This window comes from Lentimonas sp. CC4 (assembly GCF_902728235.1).
Classification (GTDB): domain Bacteria; phylum Verrucomicrobiota; class Verrucomicrobiia; order Opitutales; family Coraliomargaritaceae; genus Lentimonas.
On the sequence record NZ_CACVBO010000001.1, the window covers coordinates 211018 to 228846 of the forward strand.

General features: G+C 52.8%; 10 protein-coding genes and 1 pseudogene. All 11 read left to right on the plus strand.

Going from position 1 to position 17829, the window contains the following annotated elements:
- The first annotated feature begins 279 nt into the window (after positions 1 to 279).
- The 11 genes and pseudogenes from GZZ87_RS00950 to GZZ87_RS01000 all read left to right on the plus strand — a co-directional run bounded on the left by GZZ87_RS00950 (position 280) and on the right by GZZ87_RS01000 (position 17755).
- A complete protein-coding gene (locus tag GZZ87_RS00950; protein ID WP_162027123.1) occupies positions 280 to 747 on the plus strand; it encodes a flavodoxin domain-containing protein in 468 nt (155 codons plus the stop codon).
- Positions 748 to 819: 72 nt separating this feature from the next.
- Positions 820 to 4401 (plus strand): pyruvate:ferredoxin (flavodoxin) oxidoreductase, encoded by a 3582-nt coding sequence (nifJ, locus tag GZZ87_RS00955; protein ID WP_162027124.1) that lies wholly within the window; start codon positions 820 to 822, stop codon positions 4399 to 4401.
- Positions 4402 to 4508: 107 nt separating this feature from the next.
- Positions 4509 to 4835 (plus strand): hypothetical protein, encoded by a 327-nt coding sequence (locus tag GZZ87_RS00960; protein ID WP_162027125.1) that lies wholly within the window; start codon positions 4509 to 4511, stop codon positions 4833 to 4835.
- A 758-nt stretch (positions 4836 to 5593) separates the two neighbouring features.
- Positions 5594 to 6898, plus strand: coding sequence for an OprD family porin (locus GZZ87_RS00965; protein ID WP_162027126.1), 1305 nt, complete (start codon positions 5594 to 5596; stop codon positions 6896 to 6898).
- A 205-nt stretch (positions 6899 to 7103) separates the two neighbouring features.
- Positions 7104 to 7286: pseudogene (locus tag GZZ87_RS00970) on the plus strand (Txe/YoeB family addiction module toxin); the annotation flags it as partial.
- 359 nt (positions 7287 to 7645) lie between these two features.
- Positions 7646 to 9403: a hypothetical protein gene (locus GZZ87_RS00975; protein WP_162027128.1), complete on the plus strand. Its 1758-nt coding sequence runs from the start codon at positions 7646 to 7648 to the stop codon at positions 9401 to 9403.
- 772 nt (positions 9404 to 10175) lie between these two features.
- Positions 10176 to 11006 carry a nitrogenase iron protein gene (nifH, locus tag GZZ87_RS00980; protein ID WP_162027129.1) on the plus strand — a complete coding sequence of 277 codons (831 nt, stop codon included), beginning with the start codon at positions 10176 to 10178 and terminating at the stop codon, positions 11004 to 11006.
- A gap of 115 nt (positions 11007 to 11121) precedes the next feature.
- Entirely contained in the window at positions 11122 to 12798 is a 1677-nt protein-coding gene (gene nifD, locus GZZ87_RS00985) for a nitrogenase molybdenum-iron protein alpha chain (RefSeq protein ID WP_162027130.1), read from the plus strand.
- Positions 12799 to 12815: 17 nt separating this feature from the next.
- Entirely contained in the window at positions 12816 to 14192 is a 1377-nt protein-coding gene (gene nifK, locus GZZ87_RS00990) for a nitrogenase molybdenum-iron protein subunit beta (protein WP_162027131.1), read from the plus strand.
- Positions 14193 to 14984: 792 nt separating this feature from the next.
- Positions 14985 to 16367, plus strand: a complete 1383-nt coding sequence (gene nifE, locus GZZ87_RS00995; protein WP_162027132.1) for a nitrogenase iron-molybdenum cofactor biosynthesis protein NifE — start codon at positions 14985 to 14987, stop codon at positions 16365 to 16367.
- Complete coding sequence (locus GZZ87_RS01000) at positions 16364 to 17755, plus strand: nitrogenase component 1 (RefSeq protein WP_162027133.1); 1392 nt, start codon at positions 16364 to 16366, stop codon at positions 17753 to 17755. The genes nifE and GZZ87_RS01000 overlap by 4 nt, the downstream gene beginning before the upstream one ends.
- The last annotated feature ends 74 nt before the right edge of the window (positions 17756 to 17829 follow it).

Consider the following 17829-nt stretch of genomic DNA (forward strand, 5'->3'; position numbering starts at 1 on the left):
AAGGACAATCGGCTGCCAGCCCCCAGCAACAAAGGGAATCAATTTGAGCGCGTCCAATCTCCCACCGCACAAATCCCTACGTAAATGTAGGATCTCTCAAAGCGCACTTACATCTAGGTAGCACGTCGCGGGTGCCCCAAAGGCACCCCACAAAGTTTATCAAAGTATTTCACGCTACAGAACAAAGACTTACGCAACACCGACACACGACTCCCAGTGATTGGCACAAGGCGTGATAAGTCCCTCACAACATCAATTAACACTAAAGTAGAAAATACAATGGATACACTCGAACTCACAATTCTCTTTGGCACTGAAACCGGCAACTGCAAAGACCTCGCCAACAAGGTCGCAAAGAAAGCCGCGAAAAATAACGTCACCACGAAAATCGCCGATCTCGCTAGCTACAGCGTCGAAGACCTCGCAGGCGAAACCGCTCCTGTGCTCTTCATTGTATCGACCTGGGGCGACGGCGCACCTCCACCAAAGTGTGAACCCTTCTTTCAGGCACTGCATACCTCCGAAGGGCCGATGGAAGACCTCAAGTTCGGCATCCTCGCACTCGGCGATTCGGAATACCCTCTCTTCTGCGAATGCGGCAAAAAGCTAGAGGCCAAACTCGAAGACCTCGGTGCCGAAACCATGGTGCCACGCACCGACATGGATGCCGACTTCCTCGTCACCTACATCGGCTGGTCCAAACGCTTCTGGAAAACCATGGCAGGCGTTTACGGCATTAAGAAGTAAGCACTCCTCACCATCACTCCTAACTTTCACTCCTCACTATCACTTTCACTATCACTTTTTCTCACTAATTCCATGATCGCAAAAAAACATCCAGACTCGCGCACCTGCGACGCCAACGAAGCAACTGCTGACGTGGCGTATCGTATGACGGAAGTCATCTCGATCTACCCCATCACACCATCCTCCCCGATGGCCGAGCACTGCGACGAATGGGCCGCAGTGAATCGTCCCAACCTATGGAGCATGACGCCCGACATCGTGCAGATGCAATCCGAAGGTGGCGTCGCTGGCGCCATGCACGGTAGCCTCACAGCAGGTTGCTTGAGCACGACCTTCACCGCATCGCAAGGTCTGCTCTTAATGATTCCGAACATGTATAAGATCGCAGGCGAACTGACACCTGCCGTCATTCACGTATCGGCACGCGCACTCGCCACACATGCGCTCTCCATCTTTGGCGACCATTCCGACGTCATGGCCTGCCGTCAAACCGGCTGGGCGATGCTCGCCTCCAACTCCGTGCAAGAAGCGCACGACATGGCTGCGATCGCACACGCGGCCACACTCAAGTGCCGCATCCCCTTCCTTCACTTCTTTGACGGATTCCGCACTTCACACGAGATTAACAAGCACGCGCCACTCTCCGATGAGATCCTCATGGAGCTACTCGACGAAGACGCACTGACTAGTTTCTACGACCGTTCACTCACCCCAGATAAGCCGAGCATTCGCGGCACCGCACAGAACCCAGACGTCTTCTTCCAGGCGCGCGAAGCAGTCTCCCCGTTCTACAAGGAATGCGTGGAAACCGTCGACACGCTCTTTAAGCGTTTCGAAGAATTGACAGGTCGCAAATATTCGCTGTTCGAATACGAAGGCCACCCAGAAGCCGAAAAGGTCATCGTCATCATGGGCTCTGGCGCCGAAACCGCGGAGGAGACTTCCAAGTTCCTCAATGCCAATGGCGAAAAGACCGGCGTGCTCAAGGTGCGCCTGTTCCGCCCGTTCAATACACCTGCTTTTATTAAAGCACTGCCGGACACCGTAAAATCCATCGCCGTGCTCGACCGCACCAAGGAGCCAGGCTCCATCGGCGAACCGATTCATCTCGATGTCGCCATGGCACTACGCAAAGCACGCACCTGCCCAACAGCAGCCAAGGATATTGATCCTGTGCTCGTCGGTGGTCGCTACGGCCTCGGCTCGAAGGAGTTCACGCCCGCCATGGTCAAGTCAGTCTTCGACGCGCTTGACAGCGAATCACCACAAGACCACTTCACCGTCGGTATCTTCGACGATATCAGCAACAAGTCCCTACCATGGGATCCATCGTTCTCAATCGAATCCGACGACGTGACCAACGCGGTCTTCTTCGGACTCGGCTCCGACGGCACCGTCGGTGCAAGTAAGAACACGGTGAAAATCATCGGCGAAAATGCCGGCCGCAACGCACAGGCCTACTTCGTCTATGACTCGAAAAAGTCAGGCTCGGTCACGGTCTCTCATCTACGCTTCGGCGAAGCAGAAATCCATGCACCGTATCTGATCGAAGCAGGCGACTTCGTTTCCTGCTCGCATACCAAGATATTGGAAAGCATGCCAGTGGTCGAAAAACTCAAGGAAGGCGGCGTCTTCCTGCTCAACGCGCCATGCGAATCAGACCAGATCTGGGACATGCTGCCAGGCACGGTGCAACAAGCACTCATCGAGAAGAAGGCACAGTTCTACCACATCGACGCACTCGCGATCGCGAAGGACGCAGGCTTAGGTGGCCGTATCAATACGATCATGCAAACCTGCTTCTTCCAACTCTCTGGCGTGTTGCCTGCGGAAGAAGCCATCGCCCACATTAAGGCGATGATCACTAAGACCTATTCGCGTAAGGGCGATAAGATCGTCAACATGAACTGCGCCGCAGTCGACGACACACTCTCCAACCTCGCCAAGGTTGAGTTGCCCGATACCGCCACCAGCCAGATCCCATTCGGCGTCGCGATGCCGGATGAGGCACCGGACTTTGTCAAACAAGTCACTGGCCGCATCATTGCAGGCGAAGGCGACCTACTGCCAGTCAGCGCCTTCCCGATTGACGGCACATGGCCCACAGGCACCTCGCAATACGAAAAGCGTGGCATGGCCGCTGAGATTCCCGAGTGGAACACTGACCTCTGCACACAGTGTAATAAGTGCGCAACGGTTTGCCCACACGCAGCGATTCGTCCGAAGTTCTATGAGGATAGCCTGCTGACACTCGCTCCTGAGCCGTTCAAGTCGATGGACTTCAACAACCCTGCGTATCCAGATACCAAATACACGATTCAGCTCTCACCTGACGACTGCACCGGTTGTGGTGTGTGTGTCGAAATGTGTCCGGGTTCGGATGGCGATCTAAAGGCACTCATCATGAAGCCGACCAGCGACATCGTTGACGGCGAACGTGAGTCCTACAAATTCTGGGAAAAGATCACGCAACCTGAATACAAGGGTGCGGAGATGTCGCCCAAGTCCCTACAATTCAAGAAGCCGCTGATCGAATACTCCGGCGCATGCGCAGGTTGTGGACAAACACCTTACCTGAAGATGCTCACGCAGCTCGTCGGCGATCACATGATGGTAGCCAACGCTACAGGTTGTTCCTCAATCTACGGCGGCAATCTGCCAACCACGCCTTACACCACTGATGAATGTGGACGCGGGCCCGCGTGGGCGAATTCACTCTTCGAGGACAATGCCGAATTTGGAATGGGTATGCTCATGAGTGTTGAGACGCGCAGCAACATTGCTAAGTCGCTCTTGCAAAAGCTAGAGCCCATGCTCAACACCGCACTGGTCAACGACATACTCGGTTGCACTTACAAGCGTGCGAAGGACTTAAAGTTACAGCGCGAGCGCATTGAAGCCCTCAAGGAGGAGCTGAAGACACTCGACGATCCCGACGCACGTCGCCTCAACTCACATGCCGACTACTTGGCGAAGAAGACAGTCTGGGTGATCGGCGGAGATGGCTGGGCCTACGACATCGGCTTCGGCGGACTCGACCACGTGCTCGCCTCTGGCAAGAACATCAACATCATGGTCATGGATACCGAAGTCTACTCCAACACCGGTGGCCAAAGCTCCAAGGCGACCCCAATCGCTGCGGTGGCAAAGTTCTCCGCAGCCGGCAAGGAAGCACCAAAGAAGGATCTCGCCACCATCGCCATGAGTTACGGCAACGTGTATGTCGCACAGATCGCACTCGGTGGTAACGAGAAGCAAGCCATGCAGGCGATGAAAGAAGCCGAAAGCTTCGATGGGCCTTCCCTGATCATCGCTTACGGCGCCTGCCTCGCACACGGCTTCGACTTACGCAACGGACACCAACACCAACGCGACGCCGTCAAGACCGGCTACTGGCCACTGTTCCGCTACGATCCGCGCAACGAAGCAAAGGACCAACCACGCTTCGTGCTCGAATCCGGCGAACCCGACGGCGAACTCGGCAAGTTCCTTCGCACCGAAGGCCGCTACCGCGCCCTCGAAAAGACCGCTCCCGGCCAAGCCGAAGAGCTCTTTGAAATGGCCGAAGGTCACATCAACAAGCGCTTCGAACGCTACGAACAGCTCACCAAAATCGGCGCCGAAACGGAAGACGATGACGACGGCTGGGGCTAGGCGCGAAGCGAGCTTTAGCTGAAGAGAAAGATCGGTCGGATCGGACTGATCCGACCGATCCGTCTCTCTTAATTCTTAATTCCTAATTCCTAATTCCTAATTCTCTTATGAACACACTACCAGGCATACCATTCCGTCCACTCGGCCTCATCATGAACGTGATCGAAGGCTGTGGATTTAATCTGGGGCATCTCCACGATGACCTCATTTTCACCGAAGAAAACGTCATCCTCCTAAAAATGGAAGAAGATCCCGGCACCGTGAGCTTCTACGTCAATCAAGACTGCGAAGCCAAGGCGATCCCCGACATGGAAGCGACACTCTGTATCGGCGCCCGCGAAGAAGGCCTCAACTTCATCAAGCGCGGCTCCTACTCACTCGAACCAAACGGAGAAAAATCCTTCAACGTCATCTTCTCCGGAAGCGCTGCGTGATCCAATACTTTTGTAGTAGTAAACAAAAAAAGTAGGCATAGGGAAGGCCGCAGACGAGGCACCGTCTGCGGCCTTTTTGTGTCTGGGAAAAGTGACACAGACATTGCTACGCCATCTCCGGAAGACCTACGTCCTGTCTGTCCCGTCAGAGTCAGCCTCCGCGCACCAGCACCGAGCCACAGCACTCAACCACAGCACCAGCACACCGTAAGACGAGGCGGAGCTCATCCCTCCCCACATAAAAAACGCAATGGGAGGGATGGCCTCCGCGCCGTCCGCCGAGCCTCAGCACAGAACCAAAGCACTCAACCAAAGCACCAGCACACCGCAAGATCGCCCTTCTCAATCGACTTAATCTGGCGGATCGAATCTTTCAGCTCATTCAAGTGTTCTGTGTCCACAGTGCGGAATCGCTTTAGATCACGATTTAAAGTTCAATGTTCGACGTTCTCCCCCAACTGATGGTTTGCTTCGTAAAGATCGGTGTTTCGATGAACAGCATGCAATCAAACTACGACATTGGCGCAGGCGGCCAACAACTAAGTCAATGACGCACTTCAAAGGTAATGACATGCCCCTTTTCAGCTCCTGCTTTTCAGCTCCCTCAAACTGGAGACTGATCAATCATGAAACATTGTCCCCCTTTTAGGAGGGTTTATCAGCATACTGCATTTTGTGTATTATATATTATTATACATTCATCACGCTGCTCGATCACAGTGTTGAGGGCTTGAATTATAGATCATAAACTCTGATTGATGCTGCAGCTCGAACTTTCCGAGCTGTTTTCATTTAATCACCTTTTTGATTTTCAATCCATCACACTCATGAAAGAGCTCGCCACACTTATAGCTGCCACTTTCGTCAGCACTGCACTGACGACATTCGCAGCCCCAGTTCAAGCAGATAGCCCATCCGCAAGCATCGTCAAACCGATCAACGATCTTGGCTACGGCACATTCTCGGGGCGCGTCCAGCTTCTGGCAATGTATCGCGACTTTGAGGACACCGCAGCGGGCGACTATGGCGATGCGACCACACTCGGTGTGGTGCTCAACTACCAGTCACCGGAATTTTCGGGCTTTGATGTCGGTGCCGCCTACAACTACGCGTTTACTCTGGAAGATGGCAATAACACCGATCTCCTGCACAACGACGACATCAACGTAATCAATGAAGCATGGGCGCGTTATAACTTTGAAGCATTCGATTTGGAAGGCACCCAAGCAATGATTGGTCGCCAGATCAACAATGGCGAAGTGTTCCGAAAGGATGATTATAGACAAAAAGCACGTGCGCTCGAAGCCGCACAGTTCACCACCACAGACATTTCGGATCTAGCACTCACCATTGGCCACGCAATCGAGCTCAGCAACTGGATGGACAGCACAAGCACATCAGGCGTGGATCGTTGGGATTTTAACGACTTCGGCGATGTCTTTGGAACGGACTACGACACCGATGGTGTCACATGGGTCGAAGCGATCTACACTGGCGTTGAGAAATGGGAAATTGCCCTCTTCAATGCCTGCGCTTGGGATGTAACGAACCTGATCGGCACGCGTATCCAGTATAACTTTTCCGATGATGCGACGCTCACTGGTTACTACCGACATGAAGGTGACATCGGCAAAGCAGAGAGCAGGAACTCGGATGCCTATGGACTCTCTTACAGCCAAAAAGTGGGTCAGTTCACTCTAGAGCCTGGTTACTTTGGCGTGCACGGCAGCAAGCTCCGCTTCCAAGAAACCACGACGGGTATCAACCACCCGCTGGGAGCTTCGATGATCATCTACGCCAATCAGTTCAACGGCGGTGCACAAACAGCCTACTTTAAGGTAACCACCAAAGTGAACAAGACAGTCCTGTATGCACTCTACAACTACACATGGCAGGACAATGCCGACTACGATGCCCAAGAGTTAAACTTCGTCGCCAAGCATCCGATCACGGATCGCCTAACAGCAAGCTTCAAGGGAGCGTTCGGTCATCGCGACGGCAACTCGGGCAACGGCGACACGACGGCAACCGACGCCCGCTTGTTCCTAACTTACATGTTCTAAGAGCGCCGCATGCGTCGCTCCCCTTGAAGGGCTCAGATGGCGCACCCCAATGCCTGTGCAACGTTCCAGGGCTAAAAAGATGACATGTCGGAATGTTTATAATTCATACTACATATCCCTTCTCCCCCTTTGTTTAATACAGCCGATCCGTCACAATTTCTGCCCGACCACAAAGGTAATGACATGACCCTTTTCTGGGTTTTCCAAGAAGGTGAACGAACTGATCAAGGATATCGACAGGAATCAGTATGAAGGGATAGGAAAACCGGAACAATTGAGGCACTCACTTTCGGGTTTCTGGTCTCGGAGGATAAATGAAGAGCATCGATTGGTTTATCGAATCAGCGAAGACGAGATCCATATTGCCCAGATACGATACCACTACTGACTGGGGACTGAAAAGGGGGTCTGAAAACAACCGTTCCGTTATTCTTATAATTAGCTCCTGAAACACTTCAGAGTCACCCCCTGCGCTCGCATAAAATTTCCCATTGTTCTGGCTCACTACATGAAGGCAAAAAAGGGCAGAGTATCAAAACCTTAGCACTCGGTGGAGGATGACGACGCCCCTGCTCCCAACCCCGCACCGTGCCGACGGGTGTATCTAAAAGTTGCGCAAAGGTAATGACATGCCCCTGTTCGGAGTCCGCTTTTCGGAATCTCCGTCGATAGCCCATTAGCAGTCAGACTGACCCCCATTAGCAATGGCGGTTGACTAAGGTTTAGAGAACGGGCTTTACTCGGAGCATGAAGCGCATTCAAAACCTTGCCTATTTGTTGATTAGCGCATGCATGATAGCATGCGCCGACACCTCGGAGACGGCACACGAGCAAGAGATCGAATCGATGAGCGAAGAGCAGTATGTTAAATTCCTCATGGAGCAGGTCGCCCGACGCTTCGGAGTGCTGCTCGTTGAGATCGAGGATCACACAAAGAATGGGCGATATCAGGAAGCAATTGATCAGATCGACACCTCACTTGAAGCTGATCCGTGGTCCCAATCTCAACAGAGCCAACTCAGTGAATCACGACAATTACTCAGCCAGCTCGCAGAGGCCACTTCGATGGCAGAGCAGATCTCTGACGTAAAGCAGAGTGCAGTGAAAGAACAAACACACGTCCCAACCCCAGAAGCTAACCTCACACCTGATGAATACTGGGCTCAGTTTCAGAAAGCATTTGCCGCGGCGGAGAGCGACGAGGAGCAGACCCGACTCATTCATCAAGTTTCAAAACCAAAGAATTTTCTTTGGAGCGCATCCTACCTAGATCAGCTAACATGCTTGCGAATCGCACCCTTGCTACTCCAAGGTGAACGCGATGCAGCGCTTGAACTGACAACTGAGCATTCAGGGCGCTCAAGTGAGCTGCGAAAGTTTGTAGAATTGGATATACTCGGACGCTTCGAAACAAGACCGGAAAGTATCAACATGGAAGTGGTGAAAGCCGCATTTCTAGGTGCCGCGGAACTCGGTCAGGCGGCATCTCAATCCTGCTATGGACTTATTCTCGCAAATCAATATCCAGAGCGTGAGCACGAAGCTTACAGTGAAGCACTGAGCTGGCTCGAACAAGCTGCGAATCAAGGCGACGCACTTTGCATCGATTTATACCAAGGAGTTCAAAAGCACGCTCGGTATGTGGAGTCAACCAATGAGGAGATGGTAGAACACGAACAAAATCGGAAACTGATTCAAAACTTCGGGTTACCGAGTGACGAGGCGATTACTCGATTCCAGAACTACCCAAGGGGCACCAGCAGTGATGGTTTCGGCCAATCCATTCGAATGAAGAAAGAAATCGAGACACTAGAAGCTGCCGATGAAAGAGCACTCATCGGGCTATGTCGTGACCTTGGCGGCGAAGTGGACTCGGAAACAGGATACGTGAGCAATCTAAGTAAACTACAGCACGAAGCACTCAATGAGGTCGCGGCACGACGCGCCGATAATTATGCTCAGATCCTTCAAATTTTGGACACAACCATAGAGGAAGAGACTAACGCGTTGGCTCAGAATTTCCGCCTCCCCAGTGACGACACGCCCAATTGGCCCGACGACGGCCTATCTAGCAATGCTAGCCGCAGGGCAGCTGAAAGATATGGTGCAGAAGCGGAACACTTCGGGGAGCAGGTAAATGCTCAAACAATTGCCGATCACAATGCACTCAGAAAACTGGCAAGTGACATTGGTGGTGAGCCCGAACGACAGGACGGCGACACACTTTACAGATTCCCATCTACCGCGCAGAACGAAGCATTCGGTCAAGTCTTGGCACGAGCCGACAGAAACCAAGCTCGCCACATGCGAATCTACAACACGATGGAAGAAGAATGGGAAGATTGGAATGAGGCTGAGGAAAAGCGACAAGAATACGCCGAGATGGAAGCAGAGTTGAACAGAGAGGCAGCCGAACGTCGAACGCGTTCAAAAGCCTCATCCGACTCCTACCGTTCTGTGAATGACATCATTATGAACGGGACGGACTTCGGAACTGGTTATTAGTCCTCAAAAAACCTCTTCGTCCGGAACGGGATCGGATCATTGATCCCTCGCTCTTCAATGAAGAGCAGAAATGGGGTCGTTCAGAGCAGAAATGGGGAGCAGAAACAGGGTCGTTCCGTTATTTTTATAATTACTCATCTTTTAAACGCTCAACTTCGATTCATAGTGATACGACTGGCTCCCCGCTTCGCCTTAAGGCTTCTCAGGGCGCTGCTGATGTGACAGACAAGACGTAGGTCTGCGACTCGACTGAGCTCGCCGAAGTCCGGAGATGGCATCGAGATGTCAGTCCCACTTTCCCGAATCTGCGTTCATCTGCGTGGATCTGCGGTTAAAAAGTGATCGTCCACAACTTGACCTCATTGACCGCGCTCTGATCAACCTGAATTTATAGCGCGTTCTTGGAGCAGTTTTGTCGGTATCGGCGGGCACCCGCTTGGAAGAAATGATAGCCCATCGCCGTGTCGTTCGAGCGCCTAAAGGGACTCGACTACGAGGGCTCGAGTGAACTCGCACGCCACGCACTACGCCGACCCTACATAAATGTGATCCGTGTTTTTTGGCTCCTACATTCGCGTAGGATTTATGGGGCTCGAATCGGGGCACAGATTCCATTCGATTATTTATAAAATCGTTTCCGACTCATGATCAGTGACTTGCGAACCACCAAAAGTCGCCAAACACACATTGGCACGGGGCATGTTAAAGGGATGGTGCGTTAAGCGAAAACTTCATTCGAAAACAAAAACCAAAATCAACACATACTAAAATCATGAGAAAAATAGCTATCTACGGTAAGGGCGGTATCGGAAAGTCCACTACAACACAGAACACAGTTGCAGGTCTCGCAGAGATGGGCAAGAAGGTCATGGTGGTCGGTTGCGACCCTAAGGCTGACTCGACTCGCCTACTCCTCGGCGGCCTCGCACAGAAATCAGTGCTCGACACACTCCGCGAAGAAGGTGAGGACGTCGAACTCGAAGACATCCGCTCACCGGGCTACGGCAGTAGCCTCTGCGTTGAGTCTGGTGGTCCAGAACCTGGCGTCGGTTGCGCGGGTCGTGGTATCATCACTTCCATTAACATGCTGGAACAACTCGGCGCTTATGACGAAGACGAGCAACTCGACTACGTTTTCTACGACGTCCTTGGTGACGTGGTTTGCGGCGGATTCGCGATGCCGATCCGTGATGGTAAGGCTGAAGAAATCTACATCGTTTGCTCCGGCGAAATGATGGCGATGTATGCGGCCAACAACATCTGTAAGGGTATTCTTAAGTTTGCTGAAACAGGCGTTGTCCGTCTCGGTGGCTTGATCTGCAACAGTCGTAACGTCGACAACGAGAAGGAAATGATCGAAGAAATGGCCAAGATGCTTGGCACAAAGATGATCCACTTCGTGCCTCGCGACAACGACGTTCAACGCGCAGAGATCAATCGTAAGACAGTGATCGAGTGGGACAAAACTGTGCCACAAGCAGCTGAATACATTGCATTGGCAAAGGCGATCGACGCGAACAAGCAGCTCGTCATCCCAACACCACTCTCCATCGATCAGCTCGAGAAGCTACTCATGGACTTCGGCCTCTTCGAAGCCGCCTAAGTCAGACTTCGGGAGCCAGTAGACAGAACTGATTCATAATCGTTTGTTCTCGTCCATAAGCTGCCTACTGGCTCCCCCTCCCTGATCACACAGAAACTTCAATCCATTCCACATCATGTCAGATACAGAAAAAGGAAGCTCGTTGACACCGGAAGAAGCACGCGAGGAAATGCTCAAGGTTTATCCTAAGAAGGCATATCGCAAGCGTAGCAAACAACTCCTGGTCAACGACCCAGACTCACCCAAAGAGATCGGTGCGAATAGCCGCACCATTCCGGGCATCATCACTCAACGCGGTTGCACCTATGCAGGTTGCCGCGGGGTGGTCATCGGCCCGATCTACGATATCCTCCACATCACTCACGGTCCAATCGGTTGCGGCTACTACAGCTGGCTGACTCGAAGAAACCTCGTGAAGCCGAAGGATAAGGAGCAAACCAACTTCATCCAATACTGCATGAGCACCGATATGCAGGAAGACCAAATCGTCTTCGGTGGTGAGAAGAAACTGGCTAAGGCCATCGACGAAGCGATCGATGAGTTCAGCCCGAAGGCCATCGCGATCTACGCCACCTGTCCGGTGGGTCTGATCGGGGATGACATCCACTCCGTCGCACGTGAAGCTGAGAAGCGTCACCCTGGCGTCAACATCATGGGCTTCTCTTGTGAAGGCTATAAGGGGGTCAGCCAATCAGCGGGTCACCACATCGCGAATAACAAGGTCTTCACCGACATGATCGGCTTGGACGACACACCGCAAACTGCGAAATACAGCATCAACATTCTCGGTGAGTATAACATCGGTGGTGATGCATGGGAGATTGAACGTATCTTCGAAAAGTGTGGTATCAACATTGTTGGCACACTCTCTGGAGACGTCTCCTACGACCAGATCGCCAACTGCCACACGGTTGATCTCAACACCGTGATGTGCCACCGCTCGATCAACTACATCGCTGAGATGATGGAGAAGAAATACGGCATCCCTTGGTTCAAGGTCAACTTCATCGGAGCGGATTCCACTGCGAAGTCACTGCGTAAGATCGCGGAATACTTCGAAGACAAGGAACTGATGGCTCGTGTCGAATCAGTGATCGCCGAAGAAAAGATGCACCTACAGCCGATACGCGACTCGATCACCGAGCGTTGTAAGGGCAAGACGGCCGCACTCTTCGTCGGGGGCTCACGCGCTCACCACTACCAGGATCTGTTCAACGATATCGGTATGGAAGTCGTCGCCGCTGGTTACGAGTTCGCTCACCGAGATGACTATGAAGGTCGCGTCGTGCTACCAACGATCAAGGTCGATGCTGACTCCCGCAACATCGAAGACCTGACCGTTGAAGCCGATCCGACTCGATTCAAGCAACGTCTCTCCGACGAGCAGAAGGCCGCCCGCGAAGCAGGTGGATTCAGCTTCGAAGACTACGAGGGCATGATGAAGCAAATGGGCAAGGAATCGCTCGTGATCGACGACATCTCGCACCACGAGCTGGACAAGTTGATCGAGCTCTACAAGCCCGACGTCATCTGCTCCGGTATTAAGGACAAATACGTTATCGAGAAATTCGGTGTGCCGTGTAAGCAATTGCACAGCTACGATTACTCTGGCCCCTACGCGGGCTTTGAAGGCGCGGCCAACTTCTACAAGGAGATCGACCGCATGGTGAACAGTCACGTCTGGGGCTTTGCAGTCGCACCGTGGCAAAAAGATCCCGACGCCGCGTTCGAGCTCAAGAGCCCGAACAAGGATAAAACAGACGCCCGTGAAGCTGCAACAGCTGAGGCATAACCCGGAGGACTTATCACATGTTAAACGGAACTAAAGCAGAAGTAAAAGAACGCGAAGCTCTACGGGTGAATCCCGCTAAGACTTGCCAACCCATCGGTGCGATGTATGCCGCTCTCGGCATCCACGGATGTATGCCACACAGTCACGGTTCACAAGGTTGCTGCTCCTATCACCGCAGTCAGCTGACCCGTCACTTCAAGGAGCCCGTCATGGCGACTACCAGCTCCTTCACAGAAGGTGCCTCCGTGTTCGGCGGCATGTCCAACCTGAATACAGCGATTACCAACATCTTCGAAATCTATGATGCCGATGTGATTGCCGTCCACACGACCTGCCTCTCTGAGGTGATCGGTGACGACATCCCAACGATCATCAAGAAGGCAAAGGCTGAAGGTAAGATCCCTGAAGGTAAGGAAGTGTTTCATACCAACACCCCGTCCTTCGTCGGATCAGAGATCACTGGATTCGCCAACATGGTGACCTCCATGGTCAAATACTACTCCGAATCAACCGGAGAGACCAAGGACGTGATCAACATCATCCCTGGCTGGGTCGATCCATCTGACATGCGCGAGTTACACTACTTGTGCGATGAGATGGGCGTAAAGCACATCATGATGCCCGACACCTCCGACGTGCTCGATACACCGCAAACCGGCATCTATGAGATGTATCCGAAAGGCGGCGTAACGATCGACGAGATCAAGGCAACTGGTGACAGCATCGCGACTGTCTCACTCGGCGACTTCGCATCCCTACCGGCAGCGACACTGCTCGAGAAGAAGTGCAACGTGCCGTTCTGCGACCTGAGCATCCCAGTCGGACTCACCAACACCGATACCTTCCTCAATGCGATACGGAAGATCACCGGTGCGGAAGTCCCTGCCGAATTGGTTCGCCAACGCGGACAGTTGCTCGACGCCATGGTCGACATGTCACAATACCTGCACAAGACCACGGTTGCCATCTCTGGTGCGCCGGATCATGTGATCGCGATGACGCAGTTCTGCATCGATATGGGCATGACTCCGAAATACGTGATCACTGGCACACCCGGCAAAGCCTTCGAGCGCACGATCAATGCGATGCTCGAAGAAGCGAAGATCGAAGGTTCAGTGGTTCGCGCCAACTCTGATCTGCACTTCATGCATCAGCACATCAAGAAGGAGCCAGTCGACCTACTGATTGGCAACACGCACCTGAAGCACATGTCACGCGGTGAAAACATCCCACTCGTGCGCTTCGGATTCCCGATCCTCGACCGTATGGGTCATCGCTACATGTCGAACATCGGCTACCGCGGCGGACTTCGTCTCCTCGAAAAAATTACAGACGCCCTACTCGACCAAAAGGACAAGGATTGTCCTGAAGAATGGTTCGAGCTCGTCATGTAAGCTCCCTACCGAAGGGGTCTGTTTCGGCAGGCCCCTTTTTTTATATCAGTCTTACTCATACTCTTAATCTTAATCTTAATCCACGTAGGGGCTTTGCTTGCGAAGACCGCGCACAGGCCACAGGCACACGAACGTTTTTAACATCTCCTGCCTCCGCGGTTCGCGCGAGCACGACCCCTACAAAAACAAAAAAATGCAACGTGATGATTAAGAGTAAGATTAAGATTAAGAATCCGACGTAGGGGCTTTGCTTGCGAAGCCCGCGAACAGGCCACAGGCACACGAACGTTTTTAACATCTCCTGCCTCCGCGGTTCGCGCGAGCACGACCCCTACAAAAACAAAAAATGCAACGCGATGATTAAGAGTAAGATTACGAATAAGATTAAGAATCCGACGTAGGGGCTTTGCTTGCGAAGACCGCGACTAGGCCACAAGCACACGAAGTTTTGTAACGCCCCCAGGCCTCCGCGGTTCGCGCGAGCACGACCCCTACGAAAAACAAAAAATGCTCATCACTTGAGGCAGCCTAAAAGCAGACAGCCGTTAACACATTTAATCATATTCGGGAGGGACGAGCTCCGCCTCGTCCGCCGAACCTAACTCCAGAACTAACACACAGAACTAACACGCTGCGGACGGCGCAGAGGCCGTCCCTCCCTAGAAAATCCCCGTAATTGATCAAAAAATTACCCCAATCAGTTAAACCGAACAACTTTCACCACATACGCCCAATTGGCATCAGCGATGCTATTTAAAGACAACGAACTCTAAAATGTAAATCAGTATCCAAATGACCGATACAATCGACATACTTGACAGCCGAAAAGACCAGGTTTTTACCAAAGGCAGTAGCGCAAAATTTGTTTGCGACAAGAAGAGCCTAACCGGATCTGTCAGCCAACGCGCATGTGCATTCTGCGGCTCACGAGTCGTTTTGTATCCAATCGCAGACGCCCTACATATCGTGCACGGCCCTATCGGCTGCGCAGTGTATAACTGGGATATTCGCGGAGCCGAATCCTCTGGCCCGCAGCTGCATCGCAATAGCTTTTCCACCGACATGAAGGAGATGGACATCATCTACGGCGGCGAAAAAAAGCTACAAAAAAGTCTGATTGAACTGATCGATAAATATAATCCCAATGCCGCTTTTATTTATTCGACCTGCATCGTCGGAGTCATCGGTGACGATGTGAACCGCATCGCGAAACAAGTCGAAAAGGAGAAAGGCATCCCCATCATTCCCGTCAGCTCCGAAGGTTTTCGCGGCACCAAGAAGACCGGCTACCAAGCCGCGTGTGAAGCGGCCTACACACTCGTAGGCACCGCCGACACATCTGACATTCCGAAGCACAGCATCAACATTCTAGGCGACTTCAACATCGCTGGTGAAACATGGATCGTGCGCAGATATTTTGAAGAAATAGGCGTGCACATCGTCGCGACGATTACAGGCGACGGCCGCGTCAACGACCTACGCAGATGTCATGGCGCGTCACTCAACCTAGTGCAATGCTCCGGCTCGATGACACACCTAGCAAAGCTGCTAGAGAAGGATCATGACATCCCAATGAAGCGCGTCTCGTTCTTCGGCATCGAAGATACGGCTGAAGCACTCTACGAAACGGCACGCCACTTCAACGACCCAGAAATGATGGCGAAGGCACAGGCACTCGTTGCCCGCGAGATCGGTGGCATCATGCCAGAAATCAAGAAGATGAAGAAGGCGCTCGCTGGCCGCAAAGCCGCGCTCTACGTCGGCGGCGCCTTCAAAGCCTTCTCTCTAGTGCGTGCCCTCGGTAATTTAGGCGTCAAGACCGTGCTCGCTGGCACACAAACCGGCAGCGCCGAAGACTACGAACAGCTCAAAGAGATCTGCGATCCCGGCACGATCATCGTCGACGACTCCAACCCACTCGAGCTCGCCAAATATGTGCAAGAAAAGGAAGTCGATATCTTTATCGGTGGCGTGAAAGAGCGCCCCATCGCCTACAAGCTCGGCATCGGATTTTGCGACCACAACCACGAGCGCAAGGTGCCACTCGCCGGCTTTGAAGGCATGGTGAATTTCGCCCGCGAAGTGTATGCCACCGCGACCAGCCCAGTGTGGCAGTTCGCCGACTACAAGCATAAGACAAAAACACTCACTGAAACGAAGGAGGATGCGTCATGATCGTCTCAAACGAAGACCTCGATACCACACACTACGAAAGTGGCGCGACGTGCAATGCGTGCAAACTCTGCACACCGCTGGGCGCCTGCATGGTGTATGCCGGCATCGAAAAGTGCATCCCGATCCTACATGGCTCTCAAGGGTGCTCGACTTACATCCGGCGCTATATGATCAGCCACTTTCGCGAGCCCGTGGACATCGCCTCCTCCAGCTTCACTGAGGCAGACACCGTTTACGGCGGCGCACGGAACCTGGCGCTCGGCATCAAGAATCTAATCGAGCAATACAGCCCGGCGGTGATCGGCATCGGCACCACCTGCCTCTCCGAAACCATTGGTGAAGATATTGGCGGCATGGTTAAAGAGATCGAACGAGGCGTTGCCGACGAAGCAGGCGTGCCACTCGTGCATGTTTCCACTCCGAGCTACACCGGCACCCATACCGACGGCTTTCACGCAGCCTGCCTCTCCTTGGTCAAACGATTCTCCGAGGGCACCTCCCACCTAGAGGACTCGAAACTTGTTAACATGTTTCCAGGCATGGTCTCTCCTGAGGATCTGCGCTACTACAACGAAATCCTCGAAGATCTTGCCCTCGATGGGATCATGATCCCCGACTATTCTGATACACTCGACGGAGTTAGCTGGGGTGAATATCATCGTATACCAGAAGGCGGCACGACACTTGAATCGCTCAAGCTCAGCGGCACTGCAAAAGCCAGTATCGAATGCGGCTCCCTACTCGCAAAAAACAAAGAGACCGCAGGGCGCTACTTGGAGGAGACGCATCAAGTAAAGAATTATGCACTGCCACTCCCTGTCGGCATCCGAGCAACTGATGCATTCATCGAAGCACTGGAAAGCCTTGCAGGGCATTCGCTCAGCAAGCGTCTAGCCGACGAGCGAGGACGCCTCGTCGACTCTATGTTCGACGCACACAAATATCTCTTCGGCAAAAAGGTAGCGGTGTATGGCGATCCCGACCTAGTCGTCGGCATCGTCGCACTCATCAGCGAAATGGGCATGGTGCCAGTCGTCTGCGCCACAGGTGGCAAAGTCCCCCACTTCCGCGAAGAAATTGATAAGGTTCTTCAAAACGACGACGGCGAAGCAATCGAGATCCTAACCTCGGCCGACCATGTGCGCATTCACGACCGCTGCGAAGAACGCAAGCCCGATCTAATTATCGGCAGCAGCAAGGGCTACTCCATTTCCCGCAAGACAGGCATCCCAATTGTGCGTGTTGGATTTCCAGTGCACGACCGTATGGGCGGGCAACGCCTACTCCATGTCGGTTACCGCGGAGCTCAGCAGCTCTTCGACCGTATCGTCAACACCATCTTAGAGCACAAACAAGCTCAGAACGACGTCGGCTATACGTATCTCTAAGAACGTCGAACTTTGAAAATCCAACGTCGAACGCCGAACTTTAAACACTTTCAACAAATAATCACGAATCCAAC